Annotated in this window: 30 protein-coding genes and 1 riboswitch; of the genes, 24 read left to right on the top strand and 6 right to left on the bottom strand. The window is 53.0% G+C overall.

Annotation, left to right across the window (positions count from 1 at the left end; all coding sequences use genetic code 11):
• The first annotated feature begins 108 nt into the window (after positions 1-108).
• The 4 genes from asnS to secF all read left to right on the top strand — a co-directional run bounded on the left by asnS (position 109) and on the right by secF (position 5749).
• On the top strand, positions 109-1503 hold the full coding sequence (gene asnS, locus I4V53_RS00570) for an asparagine--tRNA ligase (protein WP_195983491.1): 1395 nt from the start codon (positions 109-111) through the stop codon (positions 1501-1503).
• Positions 1504-1887: 384 nt separating this feature from the next.
• Positions 1888-3177 carry an aspartate aminotransferase type Ic gene (locus I4V53_RS00565; protein ID WP_195983490.1) on the top strand — a complete coding sequence of 430 codons (1290 nt, stop codon included), beginning with the start codon at positions 1888-1890 and terminating at the stop codon, positions 3175-3177.
• Between the two features lie 248 nt (positions 3178-3425).
• Positions 3426-4781, top strand: a complete 1356-nt coding sequence (locus I4V53_RS00560) for a preprotein translocase subunit SecD (protein WP_195983489.1) — start codon at positions 3426-3428, stop codon at positions 4779-4781.
• Complete coding sequence (gene secF, locus I4V53_RS00555) at positions 4778-5749, top strand: protein translocase subunit SecF (RefSeq protein ID WP_195983488.1); 972 nt, start codon at positions 4778-4780, stop codon at positions 5747-5749. Before I4V53_RS00560 ends, secF begins: the two co-directional genes overlap by 4 nt.
• A 58-nt stretch (positions 5750-5807) precedes the next feature.
• Here secF and I4V53_RS00550 read toward each other — a convergent pair whose 3' ends face one another.
• Positions 5808-6767, bottom strand: a complete 960-nt coding sequence (locus tag I4V53_RS00550; protein WP_195983487.1) for an RluA family pseudouridine synthase — start codon at positions 6765-6767, stop codon at positions 5808-5810.
• Between the two features lie 147 nt (positions 6768-6914).
• A riboswitch (TPP riboswitch) is annotated at positions 6915-7014 on the top strand.
• Between the two features lie 72 nt (positions 7015-7086).
• Here I4V53_RS00550 and thiD point away from each other — a divergent pair.
• From thiD to I4V53_RS00535, 3 genes are read left to right on the top strand one after another with little or no spacing between them, the layout of a single operon-like run.
• Positions 7087-7902, top strand: coding sequence for a bifunctional hydroxymethylpyrimidine kinase/phosphomethylpyrimidine kinase (gene thiD, locus I4V53_RS00545; protein ID WP_195983486.1), 816 nt, complete (start codon positions 7087-7089; stop codon positions 7900-7902).
• 30 nt (positions 7903-7932) lie between these two features.
• A complete protein-coding gene (gene thiC, locus I4V53_RS00540; RefSeq protein WP_195983485.1) occupies positions 7933-9255 on the top strand; it encodes a phosphomethylpyrimidine synthase ThiC in 1323 nt (440 codons plus the stop codon).
• 14 nt (positions 9256-9269) lie between these two features.
• On the top strand, positions 9270-9911 hold the full coding sequence (locus I4V53_RS00535) for an HAD family hydrolase (protein ID WP_195983484.1): 642 nt from the start codon (positions 9270-9272) through the stop codon (positions 9909-9911).
• A 100-nt stretch (positions 9912-10011) separates the two neighbouring features.
• Here I4V53_RS00535 and I4V53_RS00530 read toward each other — a convergent pair whose 3' ends face one another.
• The 5 genes from I4V53_RS00530 to I4V53_RS00510 are packed head-to-tail and all read right to left on the bottom strand — an operon-like array spanning position 10012 to position 13459.
• Positions 10012-10755 carry an ABC transporter permease gene (locus I4V53_RS00530; protein ID WP_195983483.1) on the bottom strand — a complete coding sequence of 248 codons (744 nt, stop codon included), beginning with the start codon at positions 10753-10755 and terminating at the stop codon, positions 10012-10014.
• A 3-nt stretch (positions 10756-10758) separates the two neighbouring features.
• Complete coding sequence (locus tag I4V53_RS00525) at positions 10759-11472, bottom strand: ABC transporter ATP-binding protein (RefSeq protein WP_195983482.1); 714 nt, start codon at positions 11470-11472, stop codon at positions 10759-10761.
• Between the two features lie 42 nt (positions 11473-11514).
• On the bottom strand, positions 11515-12285 hold the full coding sequence (locus I4V53_RS00520) for a MerR family transcriptional regulator (RefSeq protein ID WP_195983481.1): 771 nt from the start codon (positions 12283-12285) through the stop codon (positions 11515-11517).
• 50 nt (positions 12286-12335) lie between these two features.
• Positions 12336-12815, bottom strand: a complete 480-nt coding sequence (locus I4V53_RS00515; protein WP_195983480.1) for a flavodoxin domain-containing protein — start codon at positions 12813-12815, stop codon at positions 12336-12338.
• Positions 12815-13459 carry a TetR/AcrR family transcriptional regulator gene (locus I4V53_RS00510; protein WP_286166967.1) on the bottom strand — a complete coding sequence of 215 codons (645 nt, stop codon included), beginning with the start codon at positions 13457-13459 and terminating at the stop codon, positions 12815-12817. The genes I4V53_RS00515 and I4V53_RS00510 overlap by 1 nt, the downstream gene beginning before the upstream one ends.
• Before the next feature lie 151 nt (positions 13460-13610).
• On the opposite strand from I4V53_RS00510, the gene spoIIIAA reads away from it, so the two are divergent.
• From spoIIIAA to obgE, 17 genes are all read left to right on the top strand, one after another.
• Positions 13611-14630: a stage III sporulation protein AA gene (spoIIIAA, locus tag I4V53_RS00505; RefSeq protein ID WP_195983478.1), complete on the top strand. Its 1020-nt coding sequence runs from the start codon at positions 13611-13613 to the stop codon at positions 14628-14630.
• Positions 14617-15057 carry a stage III sporulation protein AB gene (locus I4V53_RS00500; RefSeq protein ID WP_242846280.1) on the top strand — a complete coding sequence of 147 codons (441 nt, stop codon included), beginning with the start codon at positions 14617-14619 and terminating at the stop codon, positions 15055-15057. Before spoIIIAA ends, I4V53_RS00500 begins: the two co-directional genes overlap by 14 nt.
• 182 nt (positions 15058-15239) lie before the next feature.
• Positions 15240-15434, top strand: a complete 195-nt coding sequence (gene spoIIIAC / locus I4V53_RS00495; RefSeq protein WP_050698074.1) for a stage III sporulation protein AC — start codon at positions 15240-15242, stop codon at positions 15432-15434.
• Between the two features lie 30 nt (positions 15435-15464).
• Complete coding sequence (locus I4V53_RS00490) at positions 15465-15854, top strand: SpoIIIAC/SpoIIIAD family protein (RefSeq protein ID WP_195983477.1); 390 nt, start codon at positions 15465-15467, stop codon at positions 15852-15854.
• A 30-nt stretch (positions 15855-15884) separates the two neighbouring features.
• Positions 15885-17024 (top strand): stage III sporulation protein AE, encoded by a 1140-nt coding sequence (locus I4V53_RS00485; RefSeq protein ID WP_195983476.1) that lies wholly within the window; start codon positions 15885-15887, stop codon positions 17022-17024.
• The gene (locus I4V53_RS00480) at positions 17024-17512 is read left to right on the top strand and encodes a stage III sporulation protein AF (protein ID WP_195983475.1); all 489 of its coding nucleotides are present in this window, start codon (positions 17024-17026) and stop codon (positions 17510-17512) included. The genes I4V53_RS00485 and I4V53_RS00480 overlap by 1 nt, the downstream gene beginning before the upstream one ends.
• Positions 17493-18050, top strand: a complete 558-nt coding sequence (locus I4V53_RS00475; protein ID WP_195983474.1) for a SpoIIIAG-related protein — start codon at positions 17493-17495, stop codon at positions 18048-18050. The genes I4V53_RS00480 and I4V53_RS00475 overlap by 20 nt, the downstream gene beginning before the upstream one ends.
• Before the next feature lie 102 nt (positions 18051-18152).
• Positions 18153-18737 (top strand): SpoIIIAH-like family protein, encoded by a 585-nt coding sequence (locus I4V53_RS00470; RefSeq protein ID WP_195983473.1) that lies wholly within the window; start codon positions 18153-18155, stop codon positions 18735-18737.
• A 167-nt stretch (positions 18738-18904) separates the two neighbouring features.
• The gene (nusB, locus tag I4V53_RS00465) at positions 18905-19312 is read left to right on the top strand and encodes a transcription antitermination factor NusB (RefSeq protein WP_195983472.1); all 408 of its coding nucleotides are present in this window, start codon (positions 18905-18907) and stop codon (positions 19310-19312) included.
• Complete coding sequence (locus I4V53_RS00460) at positions 19305-20231, top strand: tRNA (adenosine(37)-N6)-threonylcarbamoyltransferase complex transferase subunit TsaD (RefSeq protein ID WP_195983471.1); 927 nt, start codon at positions 19305-19307, stop codon at positions 20229-20231. Before nusB ends, I4V53_RS00460 begins: the two co-directional genes overlap by 8 nt.
• Before the next feature lie 11 nt (positions 20232-20242).
• On the top strand, positions 20243-21505 hold the full coding sequence (gene xseA / locus I4V53_RS00455) for an exodeoxyribonuclease VII large subunit (protein WP_195983470.1): 1263 nt from the start codon (positions 20243-20245) through the stop codon (positions 21503-21505).
• Positions 21480-21689, top strand: a complete 210-nt coding sequence (locus tag I4V53_RS00450; protein ID WP_050698083.1) for an exodeoxyribonuclease VII small subunit — start codon at positions 21480-21482, stop codon at positions 21687-21689. Before xseA ends, I4V53_RS00450 begins: the two co-directional genes overlap by 26 nt.
• The gene (locus tag I4V53_RS00445; RefSeq protein ID WP_195983469.1) at positions 21686-22564 is read left to right on the top strand and encodes a polyprenyl synthetase family protein; all 879 of its coding nucleotides are present in this window, start codon (positions 21686-21688) and stop codon (positions 22562-22564) included. Before I4V53_RS00450 ends, I4V53_RS00445 begins: the two co-directional genes overlap by 4 nt.
• 123 nt (positions 22565-22687) lie before the next feature.
• Positions 22688-22996 (top strand): 50S ribosomal protein L21, encoded by a 309-nt coding sequence (gene rplU / locus I4V53_RS00440; RefSeq protein WP_195983468.1) that lies wholly within the window; start codon positions 22688-22690, stop codon positions 22994-22996.
• On the top strand, positions 22996-23316 hold the full coding sequence (locus I4V53_RS00435; RefSeq protein WP_050698086.1) for a ribosomal-processing cysteine protease Prp: 321 nt from the start codon (positions 22996-22998) through the stop codon (positions 23314-23316). Before rplU ends, I4V53_RS00435 begins: the two co-directional genes overlap by 1 nt.
• 3 nt (positions 23317-23319) lie before the next feature.
• Complete coding sequence (gene rpmA / locus I4V53_RS00430) at positions 23320-23604, top strand: 50S ribosomal protein L27 (protein WP_050698087.1); 285 nt, start codon at positions 23320-23322, stop codon at positions 23602-23604.
• 127 nt (positions 23605-23731) lie between these two features.
• The gene (gene obgE, locus I4V53_RS00425) at positions 23732-25003 is read left to right on the top strand and encodes a GTPase ObgE (RefSeq protein WP_195983467.1); all 1272 of its coding nucleotides are present in this window, start codon (positions 23732-23734) and stop codon (positions 25001-25003) included.
• Positions 25004-25006: the final 3 nt, after the last annotated feature.

Genomic DNA, 25006 nt, shown 5'->3' with positions numbered 1-25006 from the left:
ACTTGCACCTTTCCAGAACGTGTTATAATATAAAAACAAATCAATTAAAAGTGCGGCAAAGTGCAGAAAAACAGAATTGCTGTGCAAGAAACAGGGGGAACAAGTATTTTGAAGCGTACAGAAATCACAGAGCTTTATGAAAAAGCACAGGAGCTTGGCGGGAAGTCTGTTTTGGTCTGCGGTTGGGTGCGTACCATCCGCGATTCCAAAGCCCTTGGTTTTATCGATTTAAATGATGGCAGCTGCTTCAAAGGCGTACAGGTGGTATTTGAAGCGGATAAGCTTTCCAATTACAAGGATATCGCAAAATTGAATGTTGGCTCGGCCATCGTAGTGACCGGCGAGCTGCTGTTGACGCCGGAGGCAAAGCAGCCGTTTGAAATCCATGCGACGGAAATCACGGTGGAGGGTACATCCACACCGGATTATCCACTGCAGAAAAAACGCCATACAATGGAATATCTGCGCACCATCGCGCATCTGCGTCCTCGTACCAATATGTTCAGTGCGGCGTTCCGTGTTAGGAGCGCGGCTGCTTATGCGATTCACAAATTCTTTCATGAAAACGGCTTTGTCTATGCCCATACGCCGCTGATTACCGGCAGTGACTGTGAAGGCGCCGGCGAGATGTTTACTGTGACGACGCTGGATGCGGAGAACCCGCCCCGTACAGAGAGCGGCGCTGTGGATTACAGCCAGGATTTTTTCCAGAAGCGTACATCCCTGACCGTTTCCGGCCAGCTGGAAGCAGAGTGTATGGCGATGGCTTTCGGCAAGGTCTATACGTTTGGCCCAACCTTCCGCGCCGAAAAATCATATACGCAGCGCCATGCGGCGGAATTCTGGATGATCGAGCCGGAGATTGCGTTTGCGGACCTGAAGGACGATATGGAGCTTGCGGAAGCCATGATGAAATTCGTCATTCAGTACGTTCTGGATACCTGTCCGGCAGACATCGCGTTTTTCAATCAGTTTGTGGACAAGGGCCTTCTGGACCGTCTGCACAATGTTGTCAGTTCCGAGTTTGCCTGCGTCACCTATACTGAGGCAGTGGACCTGCTGATGAAGAACAACGACAAATTTGAATATAAAGTGGAGTGGGGAACCGACCTCCAGACCGAGCATGAAAAATATCTGACCGAGCAGATTTTCGGAAAGCCGGTCTTTGTGACCGACTACCCAAAGGAGATCAAGGCGTTCTATATGCGCATGAACGACGACGGAAAAACCGTCGCGGCGGTAGATCTGCTGGTTCCCGGGATTGGCGAGATCATCGGCGGCAGCCAGCGTGAGGAGCGCATGGATATTCTGTTGCAGCGGATGAAGGACTTTCATCTGGAAGAGGAAAACTACTGGTGGTATCTGGACCTGCGCAAGTACGGCGGCACGAAGCACGCTGGATTTGGCCTAGGCTTTGAGCGTCTGGTGATGTATTTGACCGGCATTTCCAATATCCGCGACGTACTGCCCTTCCCGCGGACGACCGGTACGGCGGAATTTTAAATATGGGGTTTCAGTTACAATATCCTGCATGAGTAATCGCATATAAAAGGAAAATGGCAGCGCGCCGCATAGAATATTCTCCGCATGATGAAGGGCGGAGGCGTATTTGATGCGGCGCGCTTTATTGTATGCTTTTATTTCGGCATTTTCTCGTCGTTATGGACAGTATTTATGGAAAGGGATTGCGGATAATTTGTCAAATAAGAGAAAATGCAGGACGACGTTTTTTATCTTGCGTTTTAAAGTGTGATGGATTAAAATAGTAAGGGTCTGTTATGGCACAGATTCTTTGATTTTTCAGTATAATATTAGGAAGATTGTAAAAGAGGCCTTCTAAGAATGGATGCAAGGCCACACGGAAAAAATGCATTTTAATTAAAGGAGATGCTCATTTTGGATTACCGAACAATGTCAAAGGAAGCACTGCAGGGAGCCAAAGCGGAACTGGAAAAACGCTACAAAGACATTCAGGCGATGGGTCTGAAGTTGAATATGGCGAGGGGAAAGCCCAGCCTGGCACAGCTGGATTTATCCATGCCGATGCTTGACCTTTTGAATTCTTCGTCCAATATTAAAGCTTCTACAGGCGACGACTGCCGCAACTATGGTCTGGCGGACGGACTGCCGGAAATGCGCGAGCTGTTTGCGCAGATGCTTGGAATCGACGACCATAACATCATTGTGGGCGGAAACTCCAGCCTGAATATGATGTTCGATGCGGTTTCCTGTGCAATGACGCACGGATTTCCGGGCAGCAAGCCCTGGGGACAGCAGGGGCATTTAAAATTCCTGTGCCCGTCTCCCGGCTATGACCGGCACTTTGCCATTACAGAATATTTTGGCTTTGAGATGATCCCGGTTCCGATGACGGCGGAAGGTCCGGATATGGATGTGGTTGATGCATTGATTCAAAATGATCCGGAAGTAAAGGGTATCTGGTGTGTGCCGAAATATTCCAACCCAACGGGTATCACCTATTCCGACGAAACAGTCCGCCGTTTTGCGGCCCTGAAGCCCGCCGCGCCCGATTTTAAGATTTTCTGGGATAATGCATACTGCGTACATGATTTGACGGATACGCCCGACCAGCTGCTGAATTTGTGGCATGAATGCCGTAAACAGCACAGCATCGATATGCCAATTTTCTTTGCGTCCACCAGCAAGATTACATTCCCGGGCTCCGGCGTCGCAGCCATGGGAGCGAGCGAACATAACCTGGCGGTGTTCAGAGAGCACTATTCTTTCCAGACCATCGGCCCGGATAAGCTGAACCAGCTCCGCCATGTCTACTTCTTTGGCAATATGGACGGCGTGAAGCTGCAGATGGAAAAGCACCGCGCAATCCTGGAACCCAAGTTCCAGATGGTTCAGGCAAAGCTGGAAGAGAATCTGAGCGGCAAAAACGTCGCGCGGTGGACCAGGCCGAACGGCGGTTATTTTGTCAGTGTCGACGTGCTGGACGGTTGCGCGAAGCGCGTGGTTGGGCTTTGCAAGGAGGCTGGCGTCACGCTGACCGGCGCTGGCGCGACCTATCCCTATGGGAAAGATCCGAAAGACAGCAACATTCGTGTAGCGCCGACCTTTCCGCCGGTTTCCGAGTTGGAAATGGCAATGGATGTCTTCTGCGTAGCGGTACAACTGGCAGCAGTGGAAAAACTGCTGGAACAGGCGTAAAGCAACTGGATAAAATGCGAGTGCGACCGGCGGATGCGTTCTGGCGTCCGCCGGTTTTTGCGTTTTCTTCAGAATCGACACGAAATATTCATATTTCCTAGAAACATTGAGCAAAAAATCGGAGTATTTATAATTTTATTAGATTATTTGTACTAAATTGATTGACTTTTCGGCATAAGAATTCTATAATTAAATCTGTTACGTCTGCGGCGGAACGCAGAAACCATTAGACATTGGAGGATTTACGCATGAAGCGAGCAAAGAAACCTGTATTTTTCATCGTCGCCCTCCTGATCTTGGTTTTCGCCTATACCTCTTTGTTTGGGGTACATGGTCAAAACGGAGATAACAGGATCACCTACATAAAAGGTGCCAGCGATATCAGATGGGGAATCGACATCAACGGCGGCGTTGAAGCAACATTCAGTCCGGACACACAGGGTGTGAAGGCAACGGAAGATCAGTTGAATTCCGCTAAGGCAATTGTTGAGCTGCGTCTGGTCAACCAGAACATTACCGACTATGAGCTTTACGTGGACTATAACCAGGACCACATTATTGTGCGTTTCCCGTGGAAAAACGACGAAACCACCTTTGATCCGGAGAATGCCATTCAGGAGCTTTCCGCGACGGCGCTTCTGACCTTCAGAGAAGGTACGGAATATACGGATTCCAACATTGTTCTGCAGGGCAGCGACGTCAAAAGCGCCACTGCACAGATGACGCAGAACCAGAGTACCGGCCAGACAGAGTATGAAGTCGGTTTGGAGCTGAGCAGCGAGGGCGCTTCCAAATTTGCAGAGGCGACGGAGCGTCTGCAGGGACAAACGATCTCCATCTGGATGGATGATACGATGATCTCCGCACCGACGGTCAACGCGGTTATCACGGACGGAAAAGCTTCCATCACCGGCGGTTTTACCGCGTCCGATGCGTCCGATCTTGCCAACAAGATCAATGCGGGCGCGCTGCCCTTTAAGCTGGTTACCACCAACTTCAGCACGGTCAGCCCCACATTGGGCGCTTCCGCTCTGGACGCAATGACCATCGCGGGCTTGATCGGATTCATTCTGGTCTGCCTGATGATGCTGATTGTATACCGTCTGCCGGGCTTTGTTTCCATCATCGCCCTGATCGGTCAGATGGCAATCTGCTTCGCGGCGGTTTCCGGTTATCTGCCGTTTATCAACAGCTTCACTATGACGCTGCCCGGTATCGCCGGTATTATCCTTTCAATCGGTATGGGCGTGGACGCAAACATCATCACCTTTACCAGAATCAAGGAAGAGCTGAACGCGGGCAAAACCCTCGACGGCGCAATTCAAAAGGGCAACGCAAACAGCTTCTGGGCGATTTTTGACGGAAATATCACCACCATTTTGGTTGCTCTGATCCTGATGATGGTCTTCGGCCCGACCAATATCCTCTCCATGCTGTTTGGACCGTCCACCACCGGCTCGGTTTATTCCTTCGGTTACACGTTGCTGGTTGGCAACATCGGCAACTTCATCATGGGCGTTGGCGCATCCCGCTTGATGCTGAAATCCATCTCCGGGTTCAAGTGCTTCCGCAATAAATGGTTATATGGAGGTGCTGCGAAATGAAGACGTTCAACTTTCAGTTCTGTGAGAAGAAAAAGCTATTCTTCGGAATCTCTTTAGCCGTATTGGCAATCGGCCTCATCTTTAACATTATCTTTGGCGCGCAGCTGGACATCCAGTTTTCCGGCGGCGCTGTCATCAAGTATTCCTACAGTGGTTCCATTGCACAGGAAGATGTGGAGAAGATCGTAAAGGATGCGTCAGGCAAGGATGTCAGCGTGCGTATCCATGAGGATATGTCCACGGTAAATGATCCGACCGTCGCTAACAACAGCGTTTCCATCTCCTTTGCGGGAACGGACTCCATCTCTCTGGAGCAGCAGCAGGCGATCGCCGCCGCGCTGGATGAAAAGCACCCGGATTCCAATTTTGAAGTCATTGAATCCAGTTCCGTCAACCCAACAATGGGCCGCAGTTTCCTGCTCAAATGCGCAATCGCAATTTTAATTGCGTTTGTCCTGCTGATCGTATATGTTGGCTTCCGCTTTAAAAAGATCGGCGGTGTAACAGCCGGTATCATGGCGATTATCGCGTTGCTGCACGATGTGCTGATTGTGTACTTTACCTTCGTGGTTTTCCGTATGCCGATTAACGACAGCTTTATGGCGGTCGTCCTGACCATCCTGGGCTACTCTTTGAATAATACGATTATCATTTATGACCGTATCAGAGAGAACCGCCGCCTGATGGGGCCGAAGGCAACCTATGCGCAGCTGGTGGATACCAGCATTAATCAGACGCTTACCCGTTCCATCTTTACTTCCCTGAGCACCTTCATCGCGATTGCCGCGGTGTTTGTGGTTGGAACGATTTACGGTTTGAGCTCCGTCACCACCTTTGCGCTGCCGATGATGGTCGGCGTTGTGGTTGGCTGCTATTCTTCCATCTTTATTGCGGGTCCGCTGTATGTAGCGTGGCACGATCATAAGGATAAGAAGCGTGAGAGTGCGCAGGCCGCTGAAACAAAATAAGATTGAACAAATGAAAACACCGGTCAATTGACCGGTGTTTTTTTGCGCGTATCTGTTGTCAGTTCCAGCTTTTAAAATCGTTCAGGAACCAGATTTCTTTTGCTTCAAACGTCTGTCCGTTGAGGTAATCCAAAAGTCCGGCAGAGGTGGTAAAGTCTAAACGCAGTTTGTAGGAGTACAAGGCCTGATATTTAAAGCCGCAGGCCTTATTGATCGCGTTTGTCCCATATTTTCCGTCGCCGGCAAGGGGATGGCCGATGTAGGCCAGATGGGCGCGGATCTGGTGTGTCCGCCCGGTTAAAAGCTCTACTTCCAGCAGGCTGTAGCCGCCGCGCTCCTCCAGGACACGGTAGCGCGTTCGAATGCTCTTAGTCTCGCTGGTTGGCTTTTTGGAGATATACACGCGGTTGCGGCTCTCGTTCTTTTCTAGAAAAGCCTCCAGTGTGTCCTCATTTTTCGGCATGTGCCCATGTACAATACAAAGATACAGCTTTGTCAGCTCACGGTGTTTCACCTTCTCGTTCATGATCCGAAGCGTTTCTGCATTCTTGGCTGCCATCACAATGCCGCCGGTGTTGCGGTCGATCCGGTTGATCAGCGCCGGGGCGAAAGAGGCCTCATTTGCCGGCTGATATTCTCCTTTTTCATAGAGATAATGCTGGACGCGTGCGATCAGAGAGTCGTAGTGGTAGTGTTCATCCGGATGCACGATCAATCCCGGCTTTTTATCCAGCAGCATCAGGTTCTCATCCTCATACAGGACGTTGAGTTTGTTGGGCGCTTTCAGAAAATCGTATTCTTCGGGCGCCTGCTGGAAAAATTCGTCCTTCAGGTACATGGTTAGCACATCGCCCTGCACCAGCCGGGTGGAGATTTCACAGCGCTTGCCATTGCGTTTGATGTCCTTTTTTCGAATACTTTTATACAGCATCGACTGCGGCAGATTCGGGTAGGTTTTGGTCAGAAATTTATCCAAACGCTGTCCTGCGTCGTTTGGGCCGATGGTCACTTGCTTCATAAGCGTCCTCTTCCTGTCATTTTGTTTTTTGATAGTAATTTATTATAGCACGAACCTTCGGCATAGAAAAGGACAGCAGACGGAATTTGACAGGATGCGCACAAAATGCTATAATCAAGCACAGCAAAATCCGTAAAAATGAATAGGCTTATTTTGCGGGGGGACTGTTTTCAGTTGAGAAGGTTAAAACCTGACCCTTAGAACCTGTCGGTTAACACTGTCGTAGGGAAGCAAAACTACTTTCAACTTGGAATGGAAGCGCTTGCCCGGTTTGGGCTGGCGCTTTTTTGTTTTACCCCTTGCCGGAAAGGACAACAAAATGAAAAAAGCTTTGACCATTGCAGGCTCGGACTGCAGCGGCGGCGCAGGCATCCAGGCGGACTTAAAGACTTTTTCCGCGCACGGCGTCTTCGGGATGAGCGTCATTGTCTCCGTTGTGGCGGAAAATACCAGCCGCGTGATCGACATTCAGGACGTAACTCCCGATATGATTGGAAAGCAGCTGGATGCTGTATTTGAGGACATTCCGCCGGACGCTGTGAAGGTTGGGATGCTGTCCCGGCCCAATTGTATGGAAGCGGTTGCAGAAGGACTTAATAAGTATCGTCCGCAGCATATTGTAATTGATCCTGTCATGTACGCAAAGAATGGCTGCCCGCTGATGGATCCTAGCGCGATCGACCTGCTGATTGAAAAAATCGTTCCCTTGGCGGACCTTCTGACGCCAAACATTCCGGAGGCGGAAAAAATGACTGGCTTGTCCATTCGTTCGCTTGCAGATATGGAGGCGGCGGCAAAACAAATTTCCCGGATGGGCGCGCGGAATGTACTTGTCAAGGGAGGGCATGCGGAGGGCGACGCGGTGGATGTGCTCTATGACGGCGAGACGTTCCACCACTATCGAGCGGAGCGGATTCCAACAAAGAACACGCATGGGACCGGGTGCACCTATTCCTCCGCGATTACCGCCAATTTGGCGCTCGGGATGTCGATGACGCAGGCGGTAGAGCGGGCAAAGCAGTATGTCACTACGGCGATTCGCCACGCGTTGGCGCTCGGAAAAGGCCATGGGCCGACCAATCATTTTTATGATTTGTATTTACACGGCTTGACAAATGGAGCGGAAATCGAATGAGCAGGCCACATGGCCGGAAGGGGTAACAGTATGGAATACAAAACACAGATGGAAGCAGCGAAAAAGGGAATCGTTACAAAGGAACTGAAACGGGTAGCCGAAAAAGAGGGATATGCGGAACAGGAGCTTCTGCCGCTTGTAGCGGCGGGACGCGTGATTATACCAGCCAATATCCGCCATACCTCCCTGGATCCCAACGGCGTAGGGGAAGGGCTGCGCACAAAAATAAACGTCAATCTGGGCATTTCCGGGGACTGTGCGGATTACTGCGCGGAAATGCAGAAAGTACAGTTGGCAGTTCGCTTTGGCGCGGAAGCGATCATGGATCTGAGCAATTACGGGAAAACGAGGGAGTTCCGGCAGAAGCTGATTGAGAATACTCCGGCGATGATTGGGACGGTGCCGGTTTACGATGCGATTGGATACCTGGAAAAGGACCTGATGGACATTACCGCGCAGGATTTTCTCAAGGTGGTCCGTTCCCATGCGGAAGAGGGCGTGGACTTCATGACCATCCATGCGGGAATCGACCGCCGTGCGGTGGAAGCGTTTGAGCGGACCCATCGGATTACGAATATCGTATCCCGCGGCGGCTCTCTTCTGTTCGCCTGGATGAAAATGACCGGCAATGAAAACCCGTTTTACGAGTATTATGACGACGTGCTTGATATTCTGCGCGAATACGATGTGACCATCAGTCTGGGAGACGCGCTCCGTCCAGGCTGTATCCACGATTCCTCTGACGCGGGACAAATTGGAGAGTTGATCGAGCTGGGAAATTTGACCCGGCGCGCATGGGACAAGGACGTGCAGGTCATGGTGGAAGGACCCGGGCATATGGCGCTTGGAGAGATTGCCGCCAACATGCAGTTGGAAAAACGCCTCTGCTACGGCGCGCCCTTTTATGTGCTTGGTCCGCTGGTAACTGACATCGCGCCGGGTTACGACCATATCACCTCTGCAATCGGCGGTGCGATCGCCGCAGCGAACGGCGCGGATTTCCTGTGCTATGTGACGCCGGCGGAGCACTTGCGCCTGCCGGATCTTTCTGATGTGCGGGAAGGAATCGTGGCGTCCCGGATTGCCGCGCATGCGGCGGATATTGCCAAAGGGGTCCGCAATGCGCGAGCAATAGATGATCGGATGAGCGAGGCGCGCCGGAGCTTCGACTGGGATACCATGTTTCAGCTTGCGATTGACGGGGAGAAAGCAAAGGCGTATTATGAGAGCGTACCCGCCTCGGACAAGCACAGTTGCTCCATGTGCGGAAAAATGTGCGCGATGCGGACCACGAACCGGATTCTGAACGGAGAGAGCGTGGAAATTTTACAGGATGAGTGGAAGAAATCCTGACAGGAGGCAATTTTATGAACCCTTTCCGGGCGGCTATTTTTGATTTGGATGGAACTTTGATCGATTCCCTGCACGTTTGGGAGAAGCTGGACGAAGAATTTTTGAACAAGCGCGGTTTTGCGGTGCCAGAGGGCTACTGCGAAAAAATAGCGACAATGGGCTTTATGGATGCGGCGCAGTATGCCAAACAAATTTTTGGTTTTCCGGAGCCGGCGGAAGAGATCGTCCGCGAATGGAATCAGATGGCGGCGTACGCTTATGGGAACGAGGTAAAGATGAAGCCCCATGCGCGGGAATATCTGCAAAAGCTGCAACGTGATGGAATCATACTCGGTGTGGCGACTGCATTGCCGAAGAAACTCTATACGCCTGTGCTGGAGAACAACGGTATTTTCTCCTGGTTCCAGGCCATCACCTCCGGCGACGAGGTCAGCAGGGGGAAGGGTTTTCCGGATATCTACTTGAGAACAGCAGAAAAGTTGGGCGTATCCCCGGAGGACTGCGTTGTTTTTGAAGATATTCTGCCGGGTTTGCAGGGCGCTATTGCCGCAGGTATGCAGACCGTAGGCGTTTACGACGCCTGTTCGGGAGGCTCGGAGGAAGAGATGCGCCGCCTGTCCGACGCATACATCTGTGATTTCAAAGAACTTTTATGATATCAATATCTGTCTGAAAACGGGAAAGTGCATAAAAAGCCGCTGGAAGAATATTCTTCCAGCGGCTTTTTGTTTGCGCAATGTTCTCGTCAGCTTTCGTTTATTCCCATCGAAAGTACCGAAGTGCGACTGCGATACAGACAACTGCGATCGCCGCCATTATCACGATTGGCAGCCATATTTCGTCTATGGGAAGGCCGAGAGAAGCCGCTTTTAACAGTTTGATGCCCTGTGTCAAAGGCAAGACATCCGCGGCTTTTTGCAACGCGAAGGGCATGGCCTCATAGGGCAGCGTCGCACCGGAAAAGATCAGCATGGGGAAGTAAAGCACGCTGGCGATTACGCCTGCGATTTTGGTGTTGGGCGCCACGCCTCCCACCATCACGCCGATACTGAACATGGAGAGCAGCACCAGCAGATACCCGCACAGGAACAGTAAAAGAGAGCCTCGGATTTGCAGGCCGAAGAAGACGGAGGCCGCCAGGAAAAGCAGGACGAGAGAAGCGAGCGCATAGAGCGTGTAAATTGCCACCTGTACCAGCAATATCATGGCCGGGCTGACCGGTGTGACCTGAAGACGCTTCAGAATTTTCCGGTTCCGATAGTCTGAAACGACCAGAGGCAGTCCCATTACGCCGCCGGCACAGATGGAAATGCTGGCGAGCGCGCCGAAGGACTGTTCTAAAAAGGTATAGGGTGCTCCTGTGTAAGCCGGTTGATCTCCATAGAGAAGTCCGAGAATCACCAGTACCACGAGAGGCATGCAGATCGCAAAGATAAACATGTCCATCCCGCGCAGGGAAAGTTTCAGCTCCGTTTTCAGCATCGTGCAAAAGGTTTTCATACGCTATTCCTCCTCCGTATACCAAAGATAGGCGTCCTCAAACTGTTCAAAGGGACTTTGCTTGACTGCTTGCGCAACAGTACCGTGAAATACAGTCTGGCCATGTTTTAAAATGCAGATTTGGTCGCAGAGTGCTTCCACCTCGTCCATAAAATGGGAGGTAAGCAAAATGGTCAGACCTTTGGCCTTTAGTTCAGAAAGAATTTTCCAGACGTCTCGCCGCGCCCGCGCGTCAAGACCTGTGGTCAGCTCGTCTAAAAAGACGACCTCCGGATCGGGAAGAAGCGCCAGGACGATAAACAGTCGCTGGCGCTGTCCGCCGGAAAGGCTGTTTACCGGGCTTTTTTCTTTGTCCGCAAGACCGAATTCTGCAAGCAGACGATGGAAATCGGCTGCATTCCGGTAAAGCGATGCAGTTACTTCACAGAGTTCGCGGACCGTGATCTTTTCCTGGTAGTTGGCCTCCTGGAACTGAATCCCTACCCGCTCGAACAGCTTTTTTCGGTCAGTGGAAGGGTTCTGTCCCAGAATGCGAACGGTCCCGCAATCCGGCTTCTTTGTCCCCAGCATACATTCGATGGTCGTACTTTTGCCCGCACCGTTTGCACCCAACAGCCCAAACACTGTACCGCGTTCCACGCACAGGCTCAGATTTTTGACTGCAGCCAACGCGCCATAGGTTTTGGAGAGGTTTTCGACTTGAATTGCACAATCCATTTTTTATCCTCCTTTGTCTCGATGCAAAAAGAATACCACCAGTCAAAAGACTGGTGGTATAGTGGAGGGTTTGCCAAACTGTTTTTTCATTTCCTGCAGCATCCTCAGTATGGTTTGTGCGTTTTGTTCCGCGGTCTGTAAGGAGAGAATCAACCGGTCACATGCGGAAATGATATCGTCGTCCGGCTTGGGGGTATTGAGTACAGCTTTCATATCCGCATGGGGATTGACTGAAATGGATTGCAGCAGCCTCAAAATGGATTCCAGGGAGTAGTTGGCACAGCGCAGGACACGAATGATCTTTAAGCGAAGAATGTCCTCTTCTGTGTAGACTCGGTAGCCGTTTTCTTTTCGCTTGATCGTAAGCAAACCATTCATTTCCCAATTGCGGAGCGCATCCATGGAGATGCCGAGGGAATCGGAAACTTCTTTCCGCTTCATTATAGAAGACTTCGCCTGCGGTTTACCGGCTAAAAGGCATTGTACGATATAAATGGCTTCTTCGGCGTTTTTCTGCTCCTGCCGTACTTGGGACTGGTATTCGGCGGTCATCGTGATAGCCCGGTCAAAGTCGCCCACTGCCGCTGTCTTGACCATTTCAATGATTTTTTTACGCAGCCCATTTTGCAGCACTTCCATTTGCAGGGCAAGCCGGGCGAGACGGAATTGGGCGATGTGCTGATCGGTGAAAACGCGGTAGCCGTTTTTTTGCCGTTCCGGCTTTGGAATAAATCCCCACTCCTCGTAAAGGCGCACTGTATTGGGGTGGATCCCAATCATTTTTGCGATTTCAGCGGTTTTGTAGGTTTTCACAGCTTTGCTTCCATTCTAAATTATTTTACGCCGTCCAGATCCAATGGTCCTTATGGGTTGTTTATAACAGAGGCAAACTGCTGAATTTCCTTTTCTAAAATGTGCGGGTATTGAAAGTCTGGGCTTTTCTCCACCAGTTTCATGACCATCCGGTCGCCCCAGCGCATCTTTTCCAAATGGATTTCTCCGCCAAAGTTGGCCTTGGCAATTGCATGCTCCAGAAGAGCGGGGGCGTAAAAGTGGTCGATGTAGTCAGCCTGTTTTAAAGGTGTGGAACAGCAGATAAACAACCCCAGCTTTTTTTGAAGCAGGAGCGATTCGTTTTGGGTGCAGAAAGCTTGCATCTCCTTGCGCAGTTTTAATGCGTAAACAGATGCGCCCGCAATGATGCAGTCAAAGGATTGCAGGTCGAGCTTACCAGCCTGGCTGGCCTCACAGACGGAAACATCACTTTTTAAATGCTGTTCCAAGATGGACACGCATTGTTCGGTACAACCGTATTTACTCGCGTATACGATTACTGTTTTCATTAGATTTCCTTCCTTTCCGTCGGAGATTTTGCGTAAATTTTTTCAAATTGTTCCAAGTGGCGATTGAGTTCCCGCAGGGCCTCCTCTTCCTGTTCCGGGTATCCGTCGTATTTGTACATCAGCAGGAAAATCGGAGAAAAAAACTGCAGCGCCATCATTTCCGGGTCCGCTTCTCTGAAATGGCCAACCTGGATCATCGCTTCAAATAAATGGGACTGATTTTGCAACGCGCTTTCGATATAGATTTTTCGAAAAACGTCTTTAACGGATGGATCCCGGAATTGTTCTGTGGTCAGCATACGGCGCAGCGGTGCGGCATATGGATCCTTTAAATAGAATAGGAAAAGCGCCTGAGAGCTTTGCTTGATGAGTTCCAAACCGGCTGCGTCGTACTGCCGCGCAGCCGAGAAAAAGTCGCCCTGCGGCAGGGGAATGGAGGCAGCCTTTTCCTCGTAACGCCGGTCCATCTCCGCTACCAGAGAATGAAAAATATCCTGTTTTCCGCTGAAATGCTTATAAATAGAGCTTTCCCGGATACCGACGGCCTGCGCAATATCGCGCATGGAGGTTCCATGGAAGCCCTGCTCGGAAAAAAGCCGGAGTGCCGATTCCAGAATGATGCTTTTGGTATCTCTCTTTGCCAAATACAATCTCCTTTCCATAGGCTATCGTTCGTTCGCTTTCTATTTTAGCTATCAATTGTTCTCTTGTCAACCCGCAGCCGGAATTTGTAAGAGATTTGTTCTAAGTGGGAGGTGTTGTCCATAGATATGTAAAGAAAGGAGGACAAGAGTAATGGATGATACATACAACGGCAGATTTGATACGGCGTCCAAGGCCGTTTGCGACCGGCTGCGCAGATACCTCCGGCTTTTGCCGCAGGATATCAAGGAACAGGCACAGGAAATTCGCCTCCGGGTGAACCGGCCGGTTTCCATATGCTGCGCAAACGGCGTTTACTTTTTGAATGAAAACGGCAGGCTATCCTGCCGCTTGGAGGAAAAAGGCCTCTGCGCCTCCCGGGAGGATATGGAGGAAACGTTCCGCAATGTGTGCAGCTATTCAATTTACAGTCACCAGAATGAGATAAAAAACGGGTTTGTCACTCTGAGCGGCGGGCACCGCGTGGGAATCTGCGGCACAGCGGTCATTGTGGGCGGTGCGGTAAACGGACTGCGGGACATCAGCTCGATCAATATCCGCATAGCACGGCAGATGTACGGCTGTGCGGACGGCATTATGCGGACGCTGGGAAAGCGGGTTTCGCAGGGGGTTCTGCTGGCTGGAACGCCCTCCAGCGGGAAAACAACAATCCTGCGCGATATGGCGCGCCAGCTCGCCTCCGGGCTCTGTGGAAACGTCCGGAAGGTTGCCGTGGTGGATGAGCGCGGGGAGCTGGCCGGCACCTATCAGGGGGTTCCGCAGAACGATCTGGGAATGAGCTGCGACGTGCTGGACGGGTATCCCAAGGGGGAAGGAATTTTACAGGCGATTCGCTCACTGTCCCCGGAATTTATTATCTGCGACGAACTGGGCGGCTTTGCCGACGTGGAAGCGGCGGCGCAGGGTCTGAATGCGGGCGTCGGAATGATCGCCAGCATTCACGCGGGCAGCGTGCAGGAGCTTTTAAAACGGAAGCAGGCGGTCAGTCTGCTGGAGACCGGCGCGTTTGCCAGTGTTGTTCTGTTGGAGGGCAGCCGGGAACCGGGGCGGGTCGCGGGAATTTACAGGGCGGGTGATTTGCTTGATCAAGGGATTGGGGCTGCTGCTTCTGATTCTTGCAGGGACGTTGGCGGGGTATATGGAGTCGCATAAGCTGGCGCAGCGGGTGGAACAGCTGGAAGGGTTCCTGCGCTTTTTGACGGCGGCCCAAACGGAGATCCGATATTCAGCGGTGGACGTCGCGCAGATTGTGCAGCGGCATGGGAGTGGTCTTGGCTTTTTGCGGAAATGCGCGCAATGCTGCCGGGACGGATGGGATTTTCAAAGCGCCTGGGAAGAGGGGCTGCGCTCCGGGGCAAAAGGGACGGGCCTGACGGAAAAAGATATTTCTGTATTGCGCCGGTTTGGCGCTGGGTTTGGCGCCAGCGACCTGGAGGGGCAGCTTTCTCACTGTGATCTGTATGCGCAGTTGGTGAACAACAGCCTGGAGAGCGCCCGTGAGGATAAAAACCGGAAGGGAAAGCTGTATTTTATGCTGGGTTCCTTTTCCGGGGTGACGGTCGCGCTGTTATTATGCTGAGTTCAGAAAAGAAGAGCAATTCCAGCAAATAAGAGCGGCAGTTCAGCGGTCTGGGAAGCTTGTGGCAGCGTTGTCTTCCTTGCGGGCGTTCACTCGCCTGCGTTCTCCGCCTTGCTGCAGATTCCCCGTTCTCGCTTTCTTTGCTGTCCTTATTTATTAATATTGCTCTGGGAGGAAAAAAGATGGATGTGGATTTGATTTTTAAAATTGCCGCGATCGGCATCATTGTCGCCGTGCTGAACCAGCTTTTGGTGCGCTCCGGGCGGGAAGAACAGGCGATGATGACGACGTTGGCCGGGCTGATCGTCGTACTGATGATGATTATTCAACAGATTGACGTGCTGTTCCGGTCAATTAAATCCATCTTTGGACTTTAAAAATCCTGAAGGCGGCGGGGAGGTGCGCGTATGAACATTGTCGGGATTGCGGGAACCGCGCTGGTAGCGGCGATTCTGGCGGTTACTCTCAAGCGTTACAATCAGGAATACGCGGTGATCATCAGTATCATTGCCGGGGTTGTGATTTTGGTGGAAATCCTGTTGAATCTGACTCCGGCGATCCAGCAAATCTCCACCCTGCTGTCTGGTACCGGGCTGTCCAGCGAGTATGCGATGATTTTGTTCAAGAGTCTGGGCATCTGCTTTCTTGCACAGTTTTCGGCGGATTCCTGCCGGGACGCGGGGGAAAGCGCTTTGGCCTCAAAAGTGGAGCTTGCGGGAAAAATCTCGATTTTGGTGTTGTCCCTGCCGCTGTTTGAAAATATTGCGCAGACGGCGATTGGGTTGATCAACGGATAAGCCCTGCGGCGTAAAAAGGATGGATGTCGATTGAAAAGGACGGTTTGCCTGGTATTTCTGCTCTTCCTGGCGCTGTTCTGCGCGCCTTGCGCGTATGCGGAGGGCGTGGAGGATTTTTACTCGGAACAGATGCAGCAGAGCGGCGCGGAGGACCTGCCGGATTCCCTGCCGCAGGAGACGCGGGAGACGCTGGAAAGTCTGGGGATTGACGGGGTGGATTGGCAGGCGCTTACCTCTATCACGCCGGAAAGCATTTTTTCCGAGATCGGCAGCATGGCGGCGGAGCATTCACAGGGGCCGCTGCACGCAGCCGCATCGGTTGTGGCGGTCATGCTGCTCTGCGCGCTGTGCAGTGGTATGAAGCTGTCCTTTGGAGAAAAGCAGCTCGGGGGCGTGGTCGGTATGGTCGGCGCGCTCTGCGTCTGCGCCGTTGTGGTGGCGCCGATTGTCAGTTTTATCCAGCAGACCGCCGACATCATCCACGCCGCCGCTGGTTTTCTTCTTGCCTGCGTGCCGGTTTTGACAGGAATCATGCTGGCGGCGGGGCAGCCGGTTTCCTCCGGGTCCTATAACCTGCTGATGATGGCGGCCGGCAATGTCATTTCCATTGTGTCCGCGGGCGTTCTGGTACCGCTTCTTAATATCTTTCTGGCGTTGTCCATTGTCTCGGCGGTTTCTCCCGGCGTCAATTTGGGCGGTATCTGCGACGCATTCCACAAAGTGGTCAAATGGATTCTGGGGCTGTGTATGACTGTTTTTACCGGCCTGTTGACCGTACACAGCATTGTGGCTTCCTCCCTGGACGGGACCGCTGCGAAAGCCGCCAAATTTGTGGTCAGCAGCTTTGTGCCGGTGGTTGGCAGCGCGCTGGGCGAAGCGTTGCAGACGGTGACAGGCTGCGTCAAGATGTTGAAGTCCGGCATCGGCGCCTTCGGCCTGCTTGCGGGCGCCTTCATTTTTTTGCCGGTGATTCTGCAATGCATCCTGTGGATGGCGACGCTTGCCGCCTGTGAGGGCATTGGGGATATTTTTGAGCTGAAGGAGATTACCTCTTTGCTGAAAGCCGTTTCTAAAGCCCTGCAAATCATTTTGGCGATCGTACTCTGCTGCATGACCATTCTGACGGTGTCCACCGTAATCATGCTGGCAATCGGAGGAGGGGGAAACTGATGGGCGCGGTACAGGGCTGGACGATGGCGATCTGTTTGGCGGCGTTGGCTTCCACATTGCTGCAGGGCTTGGCGCCGGGCGGCTCCATGGAGCGCATGATCAAGCTGGTGGTGGGCGCGTTTGTGATTTGTGCACTGATTCTGCCGTTGAAGGACTTGGGCGCGGAGATTGCGTGGGCGTTTCAGATGGAGACGCAGTTTCACCAGGAGCCGGACCAGCTGCAGAGCACAGTGGATAACCAAATGCAGACCGCCGCGCAGGCCAGCATTACCAACCTTGTGGTGGCGGAACTGCGGCGGCTGGACATTCAAAGCGAAAAAATTGCGGTCAAGATGGATACAAACGAGGACAACAGCATAGGTATTAACAAGGTCGAAGTCACATTGGCCGAAGGCTATGACGCGGACTGCGGCCGTGCCCAAACGCATTTGCGGGAAACACTTGGGCTGGAAGTGGAGGTATCTGCACATGGCAGAGAAGGACAGTGAAGAAAAAGGCCTGTTTGAGAAGATTGCCGGAAATGAGAAATACCGTAAAATCATTTTGTGGATCGGCGTTATTGGAATGGTTCTGATTTTTCTTTCCGGCCTATTCAGTCCGGGGAAAGAGAAAAGGGAAGCGCCAGCGGCGGCAGGGCAGAATACGAGCGCACAATCCTATGCCAGGGAGCTGGAAGCCAGCCTGACCGATTTGGTCGCACGGATACAAGGGGCAGGTGAGGTTAAGGTACTTGTGACGCTCGAACGCGGGACCCAACAGGTCTACGCGCAGGAGGAAAAGAAAAGCACGCAGACGACGCAGGACCAGGGGTCCAACAACAATACAGAGACTAATTATATTCTGATAAAGGATGCGGACGGTTCCCAGCGCGCCCTGGCAGTGACGGAGATGCAGCCGGTGGTGCAGGGAGTGGTGGTGGTCTGTTCGGGCGGAGATAATCCGGCGGTTCAGCAGCGCATCATCGACGCAGTCACAACGGCTCTAAATATCACGTCGGTACGCGTATGTGTGGTGAAAGCTGCCTGACGGTTGATTCTGCCGGTTTAAAACGGCTGCTGCAAAGCAGACGGGTTTGTATAGATCGGGCCAACGTTTGGCGAAAATTTAAAACAGGAGGAGTACATATCTATGGGTATCGGAAAACGTCAGCTTGTTCTTGCGGCTTTGGTCGTCGCGCTGGGTGCGGCGGTATATTTAAACTGGCAGTTCTCAGGCGACAACCAGCTGCTTGCGACCAATACCGTCACCTCGCAGAAGGAACTGGGAGAAGCGCAGCTCGTAAACGCATCGCTGCCGTCCTCTTCAATGTCGGAGGTTTCTTCCGGAGCGGACGCCTCGTCGGAACCGTCACAGGCGGATACCGGTTCAAGCTATTTTACGGAGGCGCGCTTAAACCGGCAGAAAGCCAGGGATGAAGCGGTAGAACTGCTGGAGAAGGTTCTCGGAGATGCAAAATCCAGCGACGAGGCAAAGAAAGACGCCGTGGCACAGGCCGCCGTCATTGCGCAGAATGTCCTGAAAGAGAGCAATATTGAAAACCTGATTAAGGCCAAGGGGTTTGAGGACTGCGTCGTGTTTTTACAGAGCGGCGAATGCAGCGTGGTTGTCAAGGTAGAGGAATCCTCCGCCAATACGGCGGTCGTGATTAAGGATATCGTAGCGGGCCAGTCCGGCGTATCCTATGACAAAATTAAAATCGTAGAAAACAAATAGCGGGTTCGCCCCGCCATTTTGCCCGCTGTTCTGTTTGCTTTTCCGACTCTTTGTGGTATAATAACCGCGTGGAAGTTTGAAAATCAAACCGGCGCTTTTAACCCTCCACAGAAGTGGAGGGTTTTTTTGTGGGCGCCGGGCAAATTTATACGGCGCGGAGGAACCATATGAAAAGAAGCGATGCCAGAGAGCAGGCCTTTATCCTGACGTTTGAGAGGACTATCAATAAAGATACCATCAGCCATATCATCGACGCGGCCGGCATGTCCAAGGACCTGATTGTGGACGACTTTGCAGAGCGGATTGCAGAAGGCGCGGAGCAGCACGAGGCGGAAATCGACGAAAAGATCGAAAAGAACATCCGCGGATGGAAGATGAGCCGCCTTTCCAAGGTGTCGCTTTCTCTGCTGCGTCTGGCGATTTATGAGATGCAGTTTGAGAAGGACATTCCGGTCAGCGTGTCCATCAATGAGGCGGTGGACCTGGCGAAGAAATACGGCGGGGAAGATGACGCGCCGTTTGTCAACGGCGTCCTCGGTTCCGTCGCCAAAGAGCTTGGTGGTTCGGATGCCTGATTATCTGGGAATAGATACCAGCAACTATACGACGTCCGCCGCCTGCTGCTTTAACGGGACTGTCGTACAGGAAAAGATGCTGCTGCCGGTGCGTCCGGGAGAGCTGGGGCTCCGTCAGAGCGACGCGGTGTTCCATCATGTGCAGCAGCTGCCGCAGGTGCTGGAAAAACTGTACGACCGGATAAACGGCAGAGAGATTGCCGCGGTGGGCGTGTCGAGCCGTCCGCGGAATCAGGAGGGCTCCTATATGCCCTGCTTTACAGTCGGTATGGGCACGGCACGGTCAATTGCGTTGGCGCTGCGTGTGCCGGTACACTATTTTTCCCACCAGGAGGGGCATATCGCCGCCGCGCTTTATTCGGCGGGGCGGCTTGACTTGTTAAAAGAACGTTTCCTGGCGTTCCATGTCTCCGGCGGGACTACGGAAGCAGTGTTGGTGACGCCGGACGGCGATCGGCTGTTTCAGGCGCAGATAGTGGCTTCTTCCCTTGATCTGAAGGGAGGACAGGCGGTCGACCGCGTCGGCGCGATGCTGGGGCTGCCGTTTCCTTCCGGCAAATATCTGGAGGAGTTGGCTGTGCAGTCGAACACAAAATTTTCGATCCGGCCCAGCATGAAGGGGGCGGACTGCTCGCTCTCCGGCATTGAAAACCAATGCCGTGGTTTGCTGGAAAAAGGCGCGCTCAAAGAGGATGTGGCGCGCTTCTGCCTGCTTTCAATTTTGGCCGCGCTGGACGGAATGGCGGCGAAACTGCGCGGGGAATATGGAGATATTCCCCTGCTGTTTGCGGGCGGCGTCATGTCCAACGGAATCATTCGCAATGCATTGACAGAAAAATACGGCGCGTTGTTCGCGGAGCCTGCTTTCTCCAGCGACAATGCGGCGGGAATCGCGGTGTTGGCCTCTCTGAGGCGATAAGGAGTAACGTCATGCGTACACCGGCCATGCTCACAGTGACCCAGTTAAATACCTATATTAAATCCATGCTGGATGGGGATCCCAACCTGACGAGCGTGTTTGTCAGCGGGGAAATCTCCAATTTTACCAATCACTACCGTTCCGGACACTATTATCTGTCCTTGAAGGATGAAAAGTGCGTGATTAAGTCCGTGATGTTTGCACAGTACGCCCGGCGTATCCGCTTCCAGCCGCAGGACGGCATGAAGGTAATTGTGCGCGGGCATGTGAGCATTTATGAGCCGTCCGGGCAGTATCAGCTTTATATTGAGGACATGCAGCCGGATGGCGTGGGTGCGCTGAATCTGGCCTATGAACAGTTAAAGGAAAAGCTGAGCGCGGAAGGGCTGTTCAGCGCGGAGCGCAAAAAGCCTCTGCCGCCGTTTCCCAGGCGTGTCGGCGTGATTACCTCTCCGACCGGCGCGGCGGTCCACGATATTTTGACGATCTTAGCGCGCCGCTGGCCGCTTGCGGAGGTTGTTTTCTGCCCGGTGCTGGTGCAGGGAGACGGCGCGGCCCCGCAGCTGATCGACGCGCTGCAGCGGATGAACCGGCAGCGCAGCGCCGATGTGATCATTCTGGGCCGGGGTGGCGGATCGCTGGAGGACCTGTGGCCCTTCAATGAGGAGTCCCTGGCCCGCGCGGTCGCATCCTCGGATGTCCCGGTGATCTCCGCCGTAGGGCACGAAACGGATTTTACCATCTGCGATTTTGCGGCGGACCTGCGCGCGCCCACGCCGTCGGCCGCGGCGGAACTGGCTGTGCCGGACCATACGGAGTTTATGCTGGGCGTGCAGGCACAGCAGGCAAGGATGAAAAGCCTGCTGTCAGGCAAAATACAGGCCTTATATCAGCAGTTAAACGCGCTGACCTCCAGCCGCGTCATGCGCATGCCACAGGAGCAGCTTGCCCTGCGGCGGATGCAGGTGGACACGCTTACGTCACAGATGCAGAACAGTATGAAACAGAAGCTTATGCAGGCGAATCAGCAACTGGCGGAAAGCAGTGGAAAGCTGCATGCGCTCAGTCCGCTGGCGGTGCTTGCGCGCGGCTATGCGATTGCAAGCGACGGGGCGGGAAAAACCGTTTCCCGCGTTGCGTCGGTCCGGGAAGGCGAAACGCTTTTCCTGCGTTTGACGGATGGAAGTTTATCCTGTATAGTGGAACAGATTAAAAAAACAAGTGGAACAGCCAAGGAGGAAACCACAAATGGACACGGAAAATCTGACGTTTGAGGCAGCGGTTCTTCGGCTCAATGAGATCGTGCGCCTGCTGGAGAATGGCAATGAATCGCTGGACAATTCCATGAAACTGTTTGAAGAGGGCACTGCCCTGGCATCTTATTGTTACGATGAACTGCATACCGCGGAACAGAAGATTACGCAATTGACAGAGGAGGAAGGGGAGAATCAGGAATGAACCAATCCGAGTACCCGGCGATCGTAGAGCGAATGCTGGAGGAACTGCTTCCGCAGGAGACCAGTCTTTATGAGCGTCTGGTGGATTCCATGCGCTACAGCCTTTTGGATGGCGGCAAACGGGTGCGGCCCACCCTTCTGCTGGAGTTCTGCCGGATTTGCGGCGGTTCGATGGAAGCGGCTCTTCCGTACGCCTGCGCTGTGGAAATGGTGCACACGTATTCACTGATTCATGACGACCTTCCCTGCATGGATAACGACGACATGCGGCGCGGAAAGCCGTCCAACCATAAAGCCTACGGGGAGGATACCGCGCTGCTTGCCGGCGATGCGCTCCTGACCATGGCGTTTGAAACGATGCTTTCGCCCGACAGCGTGGCGCTGGCCGGCCCGGATCGGGCGGCCGAAGCGGCGTTTATCCTTGCATCCGCCGCAGGAATGCGGGGCATGGTCGGCGGGCAGGTGATCGATCTGGCTTCTGAAGGACAGGAGATCTCATTGGAGACGCTGCACCGGATGGATGAGCAGAAGACCGGCGCGCTGATCCTTGCGGCGGCGCGGATGGGCTGCGCCATCGCAGGCGCAAACGAACTCCAGCGCGGCGCGGCGGCCCGCTACGCACAGGCGGTTGGGCTGTCCTTCCAGATCATGGACGATATTCTGGATGTCACCGGAGACGCCAGGGCGCTGGGAAAGCCCACCGGCAGCGATGCGGATAACAAGAAAGCGACCTATGTTGCGCTGATGGGGCTGGAAAAAGCGCAGCAGGCCGTCCACGATTTGACCGCTGAGGCGGTGAGAGCGCTGGAACCGTTCGGCCCGGAGGCAAAGTATCTGGCCGGGTTTGCCAGAGACCTTGCGGCGCGCCAGAATTAAAGCAAAATATATTGACTTTTTTGACACAATGTGCTAACATTGATAAGCCGCATATTACGGGCTTTAAGTGGGTTTCCCCGCCCGATAGTAGCGAGACTAAAGAAAAGGCAGGAACTTCTATTCATGTTTGCAGTGATTGAAACAGGCGGCAAGCAGTACAAAGTACAGAGTGGAGACACGATCTTTGTGGAAAAGCTTGCAGCGGAAGCAGATGCAACCGTTGATTTCAAGGTCGTTATGCTTGAGAACGACGGCGCATTCAAATTTGGCACTCCTTATGTGGAGGGTGCATCCGTTACAGGAAAAATCCTGAAAAACGGCAAAGCCAAGAAAATCACCGTTTTCACCTATAAGCCCAAGAAGGGTGAGAAGCGCAAGATGGGCCACAGACAGCCCTACACCAAGGTGCAGATCGAAGCGATCAACGCATAATGATTTGTGCTGAGTTCTTAACCAAGCCGAAGGGCGATTTGGTTGGGTTTCGCATCAGCGGCCATTCCGGCTGTGGGGATGAGGGTACGGACATTATCTGCGCGGCGGTTTCCTCCGTTGCGTATATGACGGCCAATACCATCACGGAAATCCTGCGCGTCGACGCGGAGGTACATGCCGAGGAAGGCTACATGCTTGTGCGGGTTCCAGCTGAGCTGGCCAAGGACTGCCGCACTTTGTTTGCGGGCTTTAAGCTCCATATGCTGGGGCTTGAAGAACAATATCCGGAAAATATCAATGTTAGTTATGTGGAGGTGTAAGGTATGTTGAAGATAAACATTCAGTTGTTCGCACATAAAAAGGGAATGGGTTCCACCAAAAACGGCCGTGACTCCGAGTCCAAGCGTCTTGGTGTGAAGCGCGCTGACGGTCAGTTTGTTCTGGCTGGCAATATTCTTGTCAAGCAGCGCGGCACACACATCCATCCGGGTGAGAATGTGGGCAGAGGTTCCGACGATTCCCTGTTTGCTCTGGTAGATGGCCGCGTGAAGTTTGAGCGCCTGGGCCGTGACCGCAAAAAGGTCAGCGTCTACGCAGTCGAGCAGTAATTTTTGACAAACCATACAAAATCCCTGCCGGAGCCATTCGGCAGGGATTTTTTTAGCTTTTCTCCGCAAGATATGATATACTGATTTGGCGAAGAAAACTACATTTGAGCGGAATTGGAGTAGAGCGATGTTTATAGATTATGCAAAAATTATGGTAAAGGCCGGAAACGGCGGCGCGGGGGCGGTGGCGTTTCACCGGGAAAAATTTGTCGCAAACGGTGGTCCTGACGGTGGCGACGGCGGGCGTGGCGGCAGCGTCGTCTTTGTGGTGGATGACAATCTTTCCACGCTGGCAGACTTCCGCTATAAGCGCAAATATGCGGCGGAAAACGGAGAAAACGGACGCGGCGCGCGTTGTAACGGCAAAAGCGCCAAAGACCTGGTGATCCGGGTGCCGCGCGGCACCCTTGTAAAAGATGCCCAGACGGGGCGTCTGCTCGCGGACCTTTCCACTGACGAGCCGCAGGTGATCGCCAAGGGCGGAAAAGGGGGCTGGGGCAATGTGCATTTTGCCACCCCAACCCGCCAGACGCCACGTTTTGCCAAGCCCGGCTTGCCGGGCGAAAGCTTTGAGCTCATTTTGGAGCTGAAGCTTTTGGCAGACGTTGGTTTGGTAGGTTTCCCCAACGTGGGAAAATCCACGCTGGTTTCCGTAGTCAGCGAGGCGAAACCGACAATCGCCAACTATCATTTTACGACGATCACACCGGTACTTGGCGTCGTGCGTGCAAAAGACGGGCGGTCCTTTGTTATGGCGGATATTCCCGGCCTGATTGAAGGCGCGGGAGAAGGCGTCGGATTGGGACACCAGTTTTTACGCCATGTAGACCGCTGCCGCTTGTTGGTACACATCGTCGATGTGGCCGGGAGTGAAGGGCGGGATCCCAAGGAGGATTTCGTCATTATCAACGCGGAGCTGAAAAAATTTAATCCCGATCTGGCGGACCGCCCCATGCTGGTGGCAGGCAATAAATGCGACCTTGCGACCGATGAGCAGATCGCGGAATTTAAGTCGTTCGTTACATCTCAGGGATATGAATTTTTCCCCATCATGGCGGCGATCCGTTACGATGTCGATCCGCTTTTAAATCGGATTTCTGAGCTGCTGAGTAAACTTCCGCCGGTGCTGCACTATGAACCGGAGCCGGAACCGCAAAAGCCTGTAGACGCGTTTGAGAAAAATCAGGTCAAAATTACAAATCAGGATCGTATTTATCTGGTAGAGGGCGAATGGCTGCTTCAGGTGATCAATTCCGTCAACTTTGATGATTACGAGTCGCTGCAGTATTTCCAGCGCGTTCTGATTCAGACCGGTGTGATCGACGCTCTGCGCGAGGCAGGGATCGAGGAAGGCGATACCGTCAGCATTTATGACATTGAATTTGATTTTGTGGAGTGATCG

This window comes from Clostridium sp. D33t1_170424_F3 (assembly GCF_015667585.1).
Taxonomy (GTDB): domain Bacteria; phylum Bacillota; class Clostridia; order Oscillospirales; family Acutalibacteraceae; genus Anaeromassilibacillus.
This window is presented reverse-complemented; position numbering and strand designations above follow the sequence as displayed.

Coding starts and splice junctions, on each gene's coding strand:
- secF (WP_195983488.1), top strand. CDS start 4,778: ATGAAGACGTTCAACTTTCAGTTCTGTGAGAAGAAAAAGCTATTCTTC.
- I4V53_RS00560 (WP_195983489.1), top strand. CDS start 3,426: ATGAAGCGAGCAAAGAAACCTGTATTTTTCATCGTCGCCCTCCTGATC.
- I4V53_RS00530 (WP_195983483.1), bottom strand. CDS start 10,755: ATGAAAACCTTTTGCACGATGCTGAAAACGGAGCTGAAACTTTCCCTG.
- I4V53_RS00535 (WP_195983484.1), top strand. CDS start 9,270: ATGAACCCTTTCCGGGCGGCTATTTTTGATTTGGATGGAACTTTGATC.
- I4V53_RS00475 (WP_195983474.1), top strand. CDS start 17,493: ATGGCAGAGAAGGACAGTGAAGAAAAAGGCCTGTTTGAGAAGATTGCC.
- I4V53_RS00565 (WP_195983490.1), top strand. CDS start 1,888: ATGCTCATTTTGGATTACCGAACAATGTCAAAGGAAGCACTGCAGGGA.
- I4V53_RS00525 (WP_195983482.1), bottom strand. CDS start 11,472: ATGGATTGTGCAATTCAAGTCGAAAACCTCTCCAAAACCTATGGCGCG.
- I4V53_RS00500 (WP_242846280.1), top strand. CDS start 14,617: ATGGAGTCGCATAAGCTGGCGCAGCGGGTGGAACAGCTGGAAGGGTTC.
- I4V53_RS00490 (WP_195983477.1), top strand. CDS start 15,465: ATGAACATTGTCGGGATTGCGGGAACCGCGCTGGTAGCGGCGATTCTG.
- xseA (WP_195983470.1), top strand. CDS start 20,243: ATGCGTACACCGGCCATGCTCACAGTGACCCAGTTAAATACCTATATT.
- I4V53_RS00480 (WP_195983475.1), top strand. CDS start 17,024: ATGGGCGCGGTACAGGGCTGGACGATGGCGATCTGTTTGGCGGCGTTG.
- spoIIIAC (WP_050698074.1), top strand. CDS start 15,240: ATGGATGTGGATTTGATTTTTAAAATTGCCGCGATCGGCATCATTGTC.
- thiC (WP_195983485.1), top strand. CDS start 7,933: ATGGAATACAAAACACAGATGGAAGCAGCGAAAAAGGGAATCGTTACA.
- spoIIIAA (WP_195983478.1), top strand. CDS start 13,611: ATGGATGATACATACAACGGCAGATTTGATACGGCGTCCAAGGCCGTT.
- I4V53_RS00550 (WP_195983487.1), bottom strand. CDS start 6,767: ATGAAGCAAGTGACCATCGGCCCAAACGACGCAGGACAGCGTTTGGAT.
- thiD (WP_195983486.1), top strand. CDS start 7,087: ATGAAAAAAGCTTTGACCATTGCAGGCTCGGACTGCAGCGGCGGCGCA.
- rplU (WP_195983468.1), top strand. CDS start 22,688: ATGTTTGCAGTGATTGAAACAGGCGGCAAGCAGTACAAAGTACAGAGT.
- I4V53_RS00450 (WP_050698083.1), top strand. CDS start 21,480: ATGGACACGGAAAATCTGACGTTTGAGGCAGCGGTTCTTCGGCTCAAT.
- I4V53_RS00470 (WP_195983473.1), top strand. CDS start 18,153: ATGGGTATCGGAAAACGTCAGCTTGTTCTTGCGGCTTTGGTCGTCGCG.
- I4V53_RS00445 (WP_195983469.1), top strand. CDS start 21,686: ATGAACCAATCCGAGTACCCGGCGATCGTAGAGCGAATGCTGGAGGAA.
- obgE (WP_195983467.1), top strand. CDS start 23,732: ATGTTTATAGATTATGCAAAAATTATGGTAAAGGCCGGAAACGGCGGC.
- I4V53_RS00435 (WP_050698086.1), top strand. CDS start 22,996: ATGATTTGTGCTGAGTTCTTAACCAAGCCGAAGGGCGATTTGGTTGGG.
- rpmA (WP_050698087.1), top strand. CDS start 23,320: ATGTTGAAGATAAACATTCAGTTGTTCGCACATAAAAAGGGAATGGGT.
- I4V53_RS00460 (WP_195983471.1), top strand. CDS start 19,305: ATGCCTGATTATCTGGGAATAGATACCAGCAACTATACGACGTCCGCC.
- I4V53_RS00515 (WP_195983480.1), bottom strand. CDS start 12,815: ATGAAAACAGTAATCGTATACGCGAGTAAATACGGTTGTACCGAACAA.
- nusB (WP_195983472.1), top strand. CDS start 18,905: ATGAAAAGAAGCGATGCCAGAGAGCAGGCCTTTATCCTGACGTTTGAG.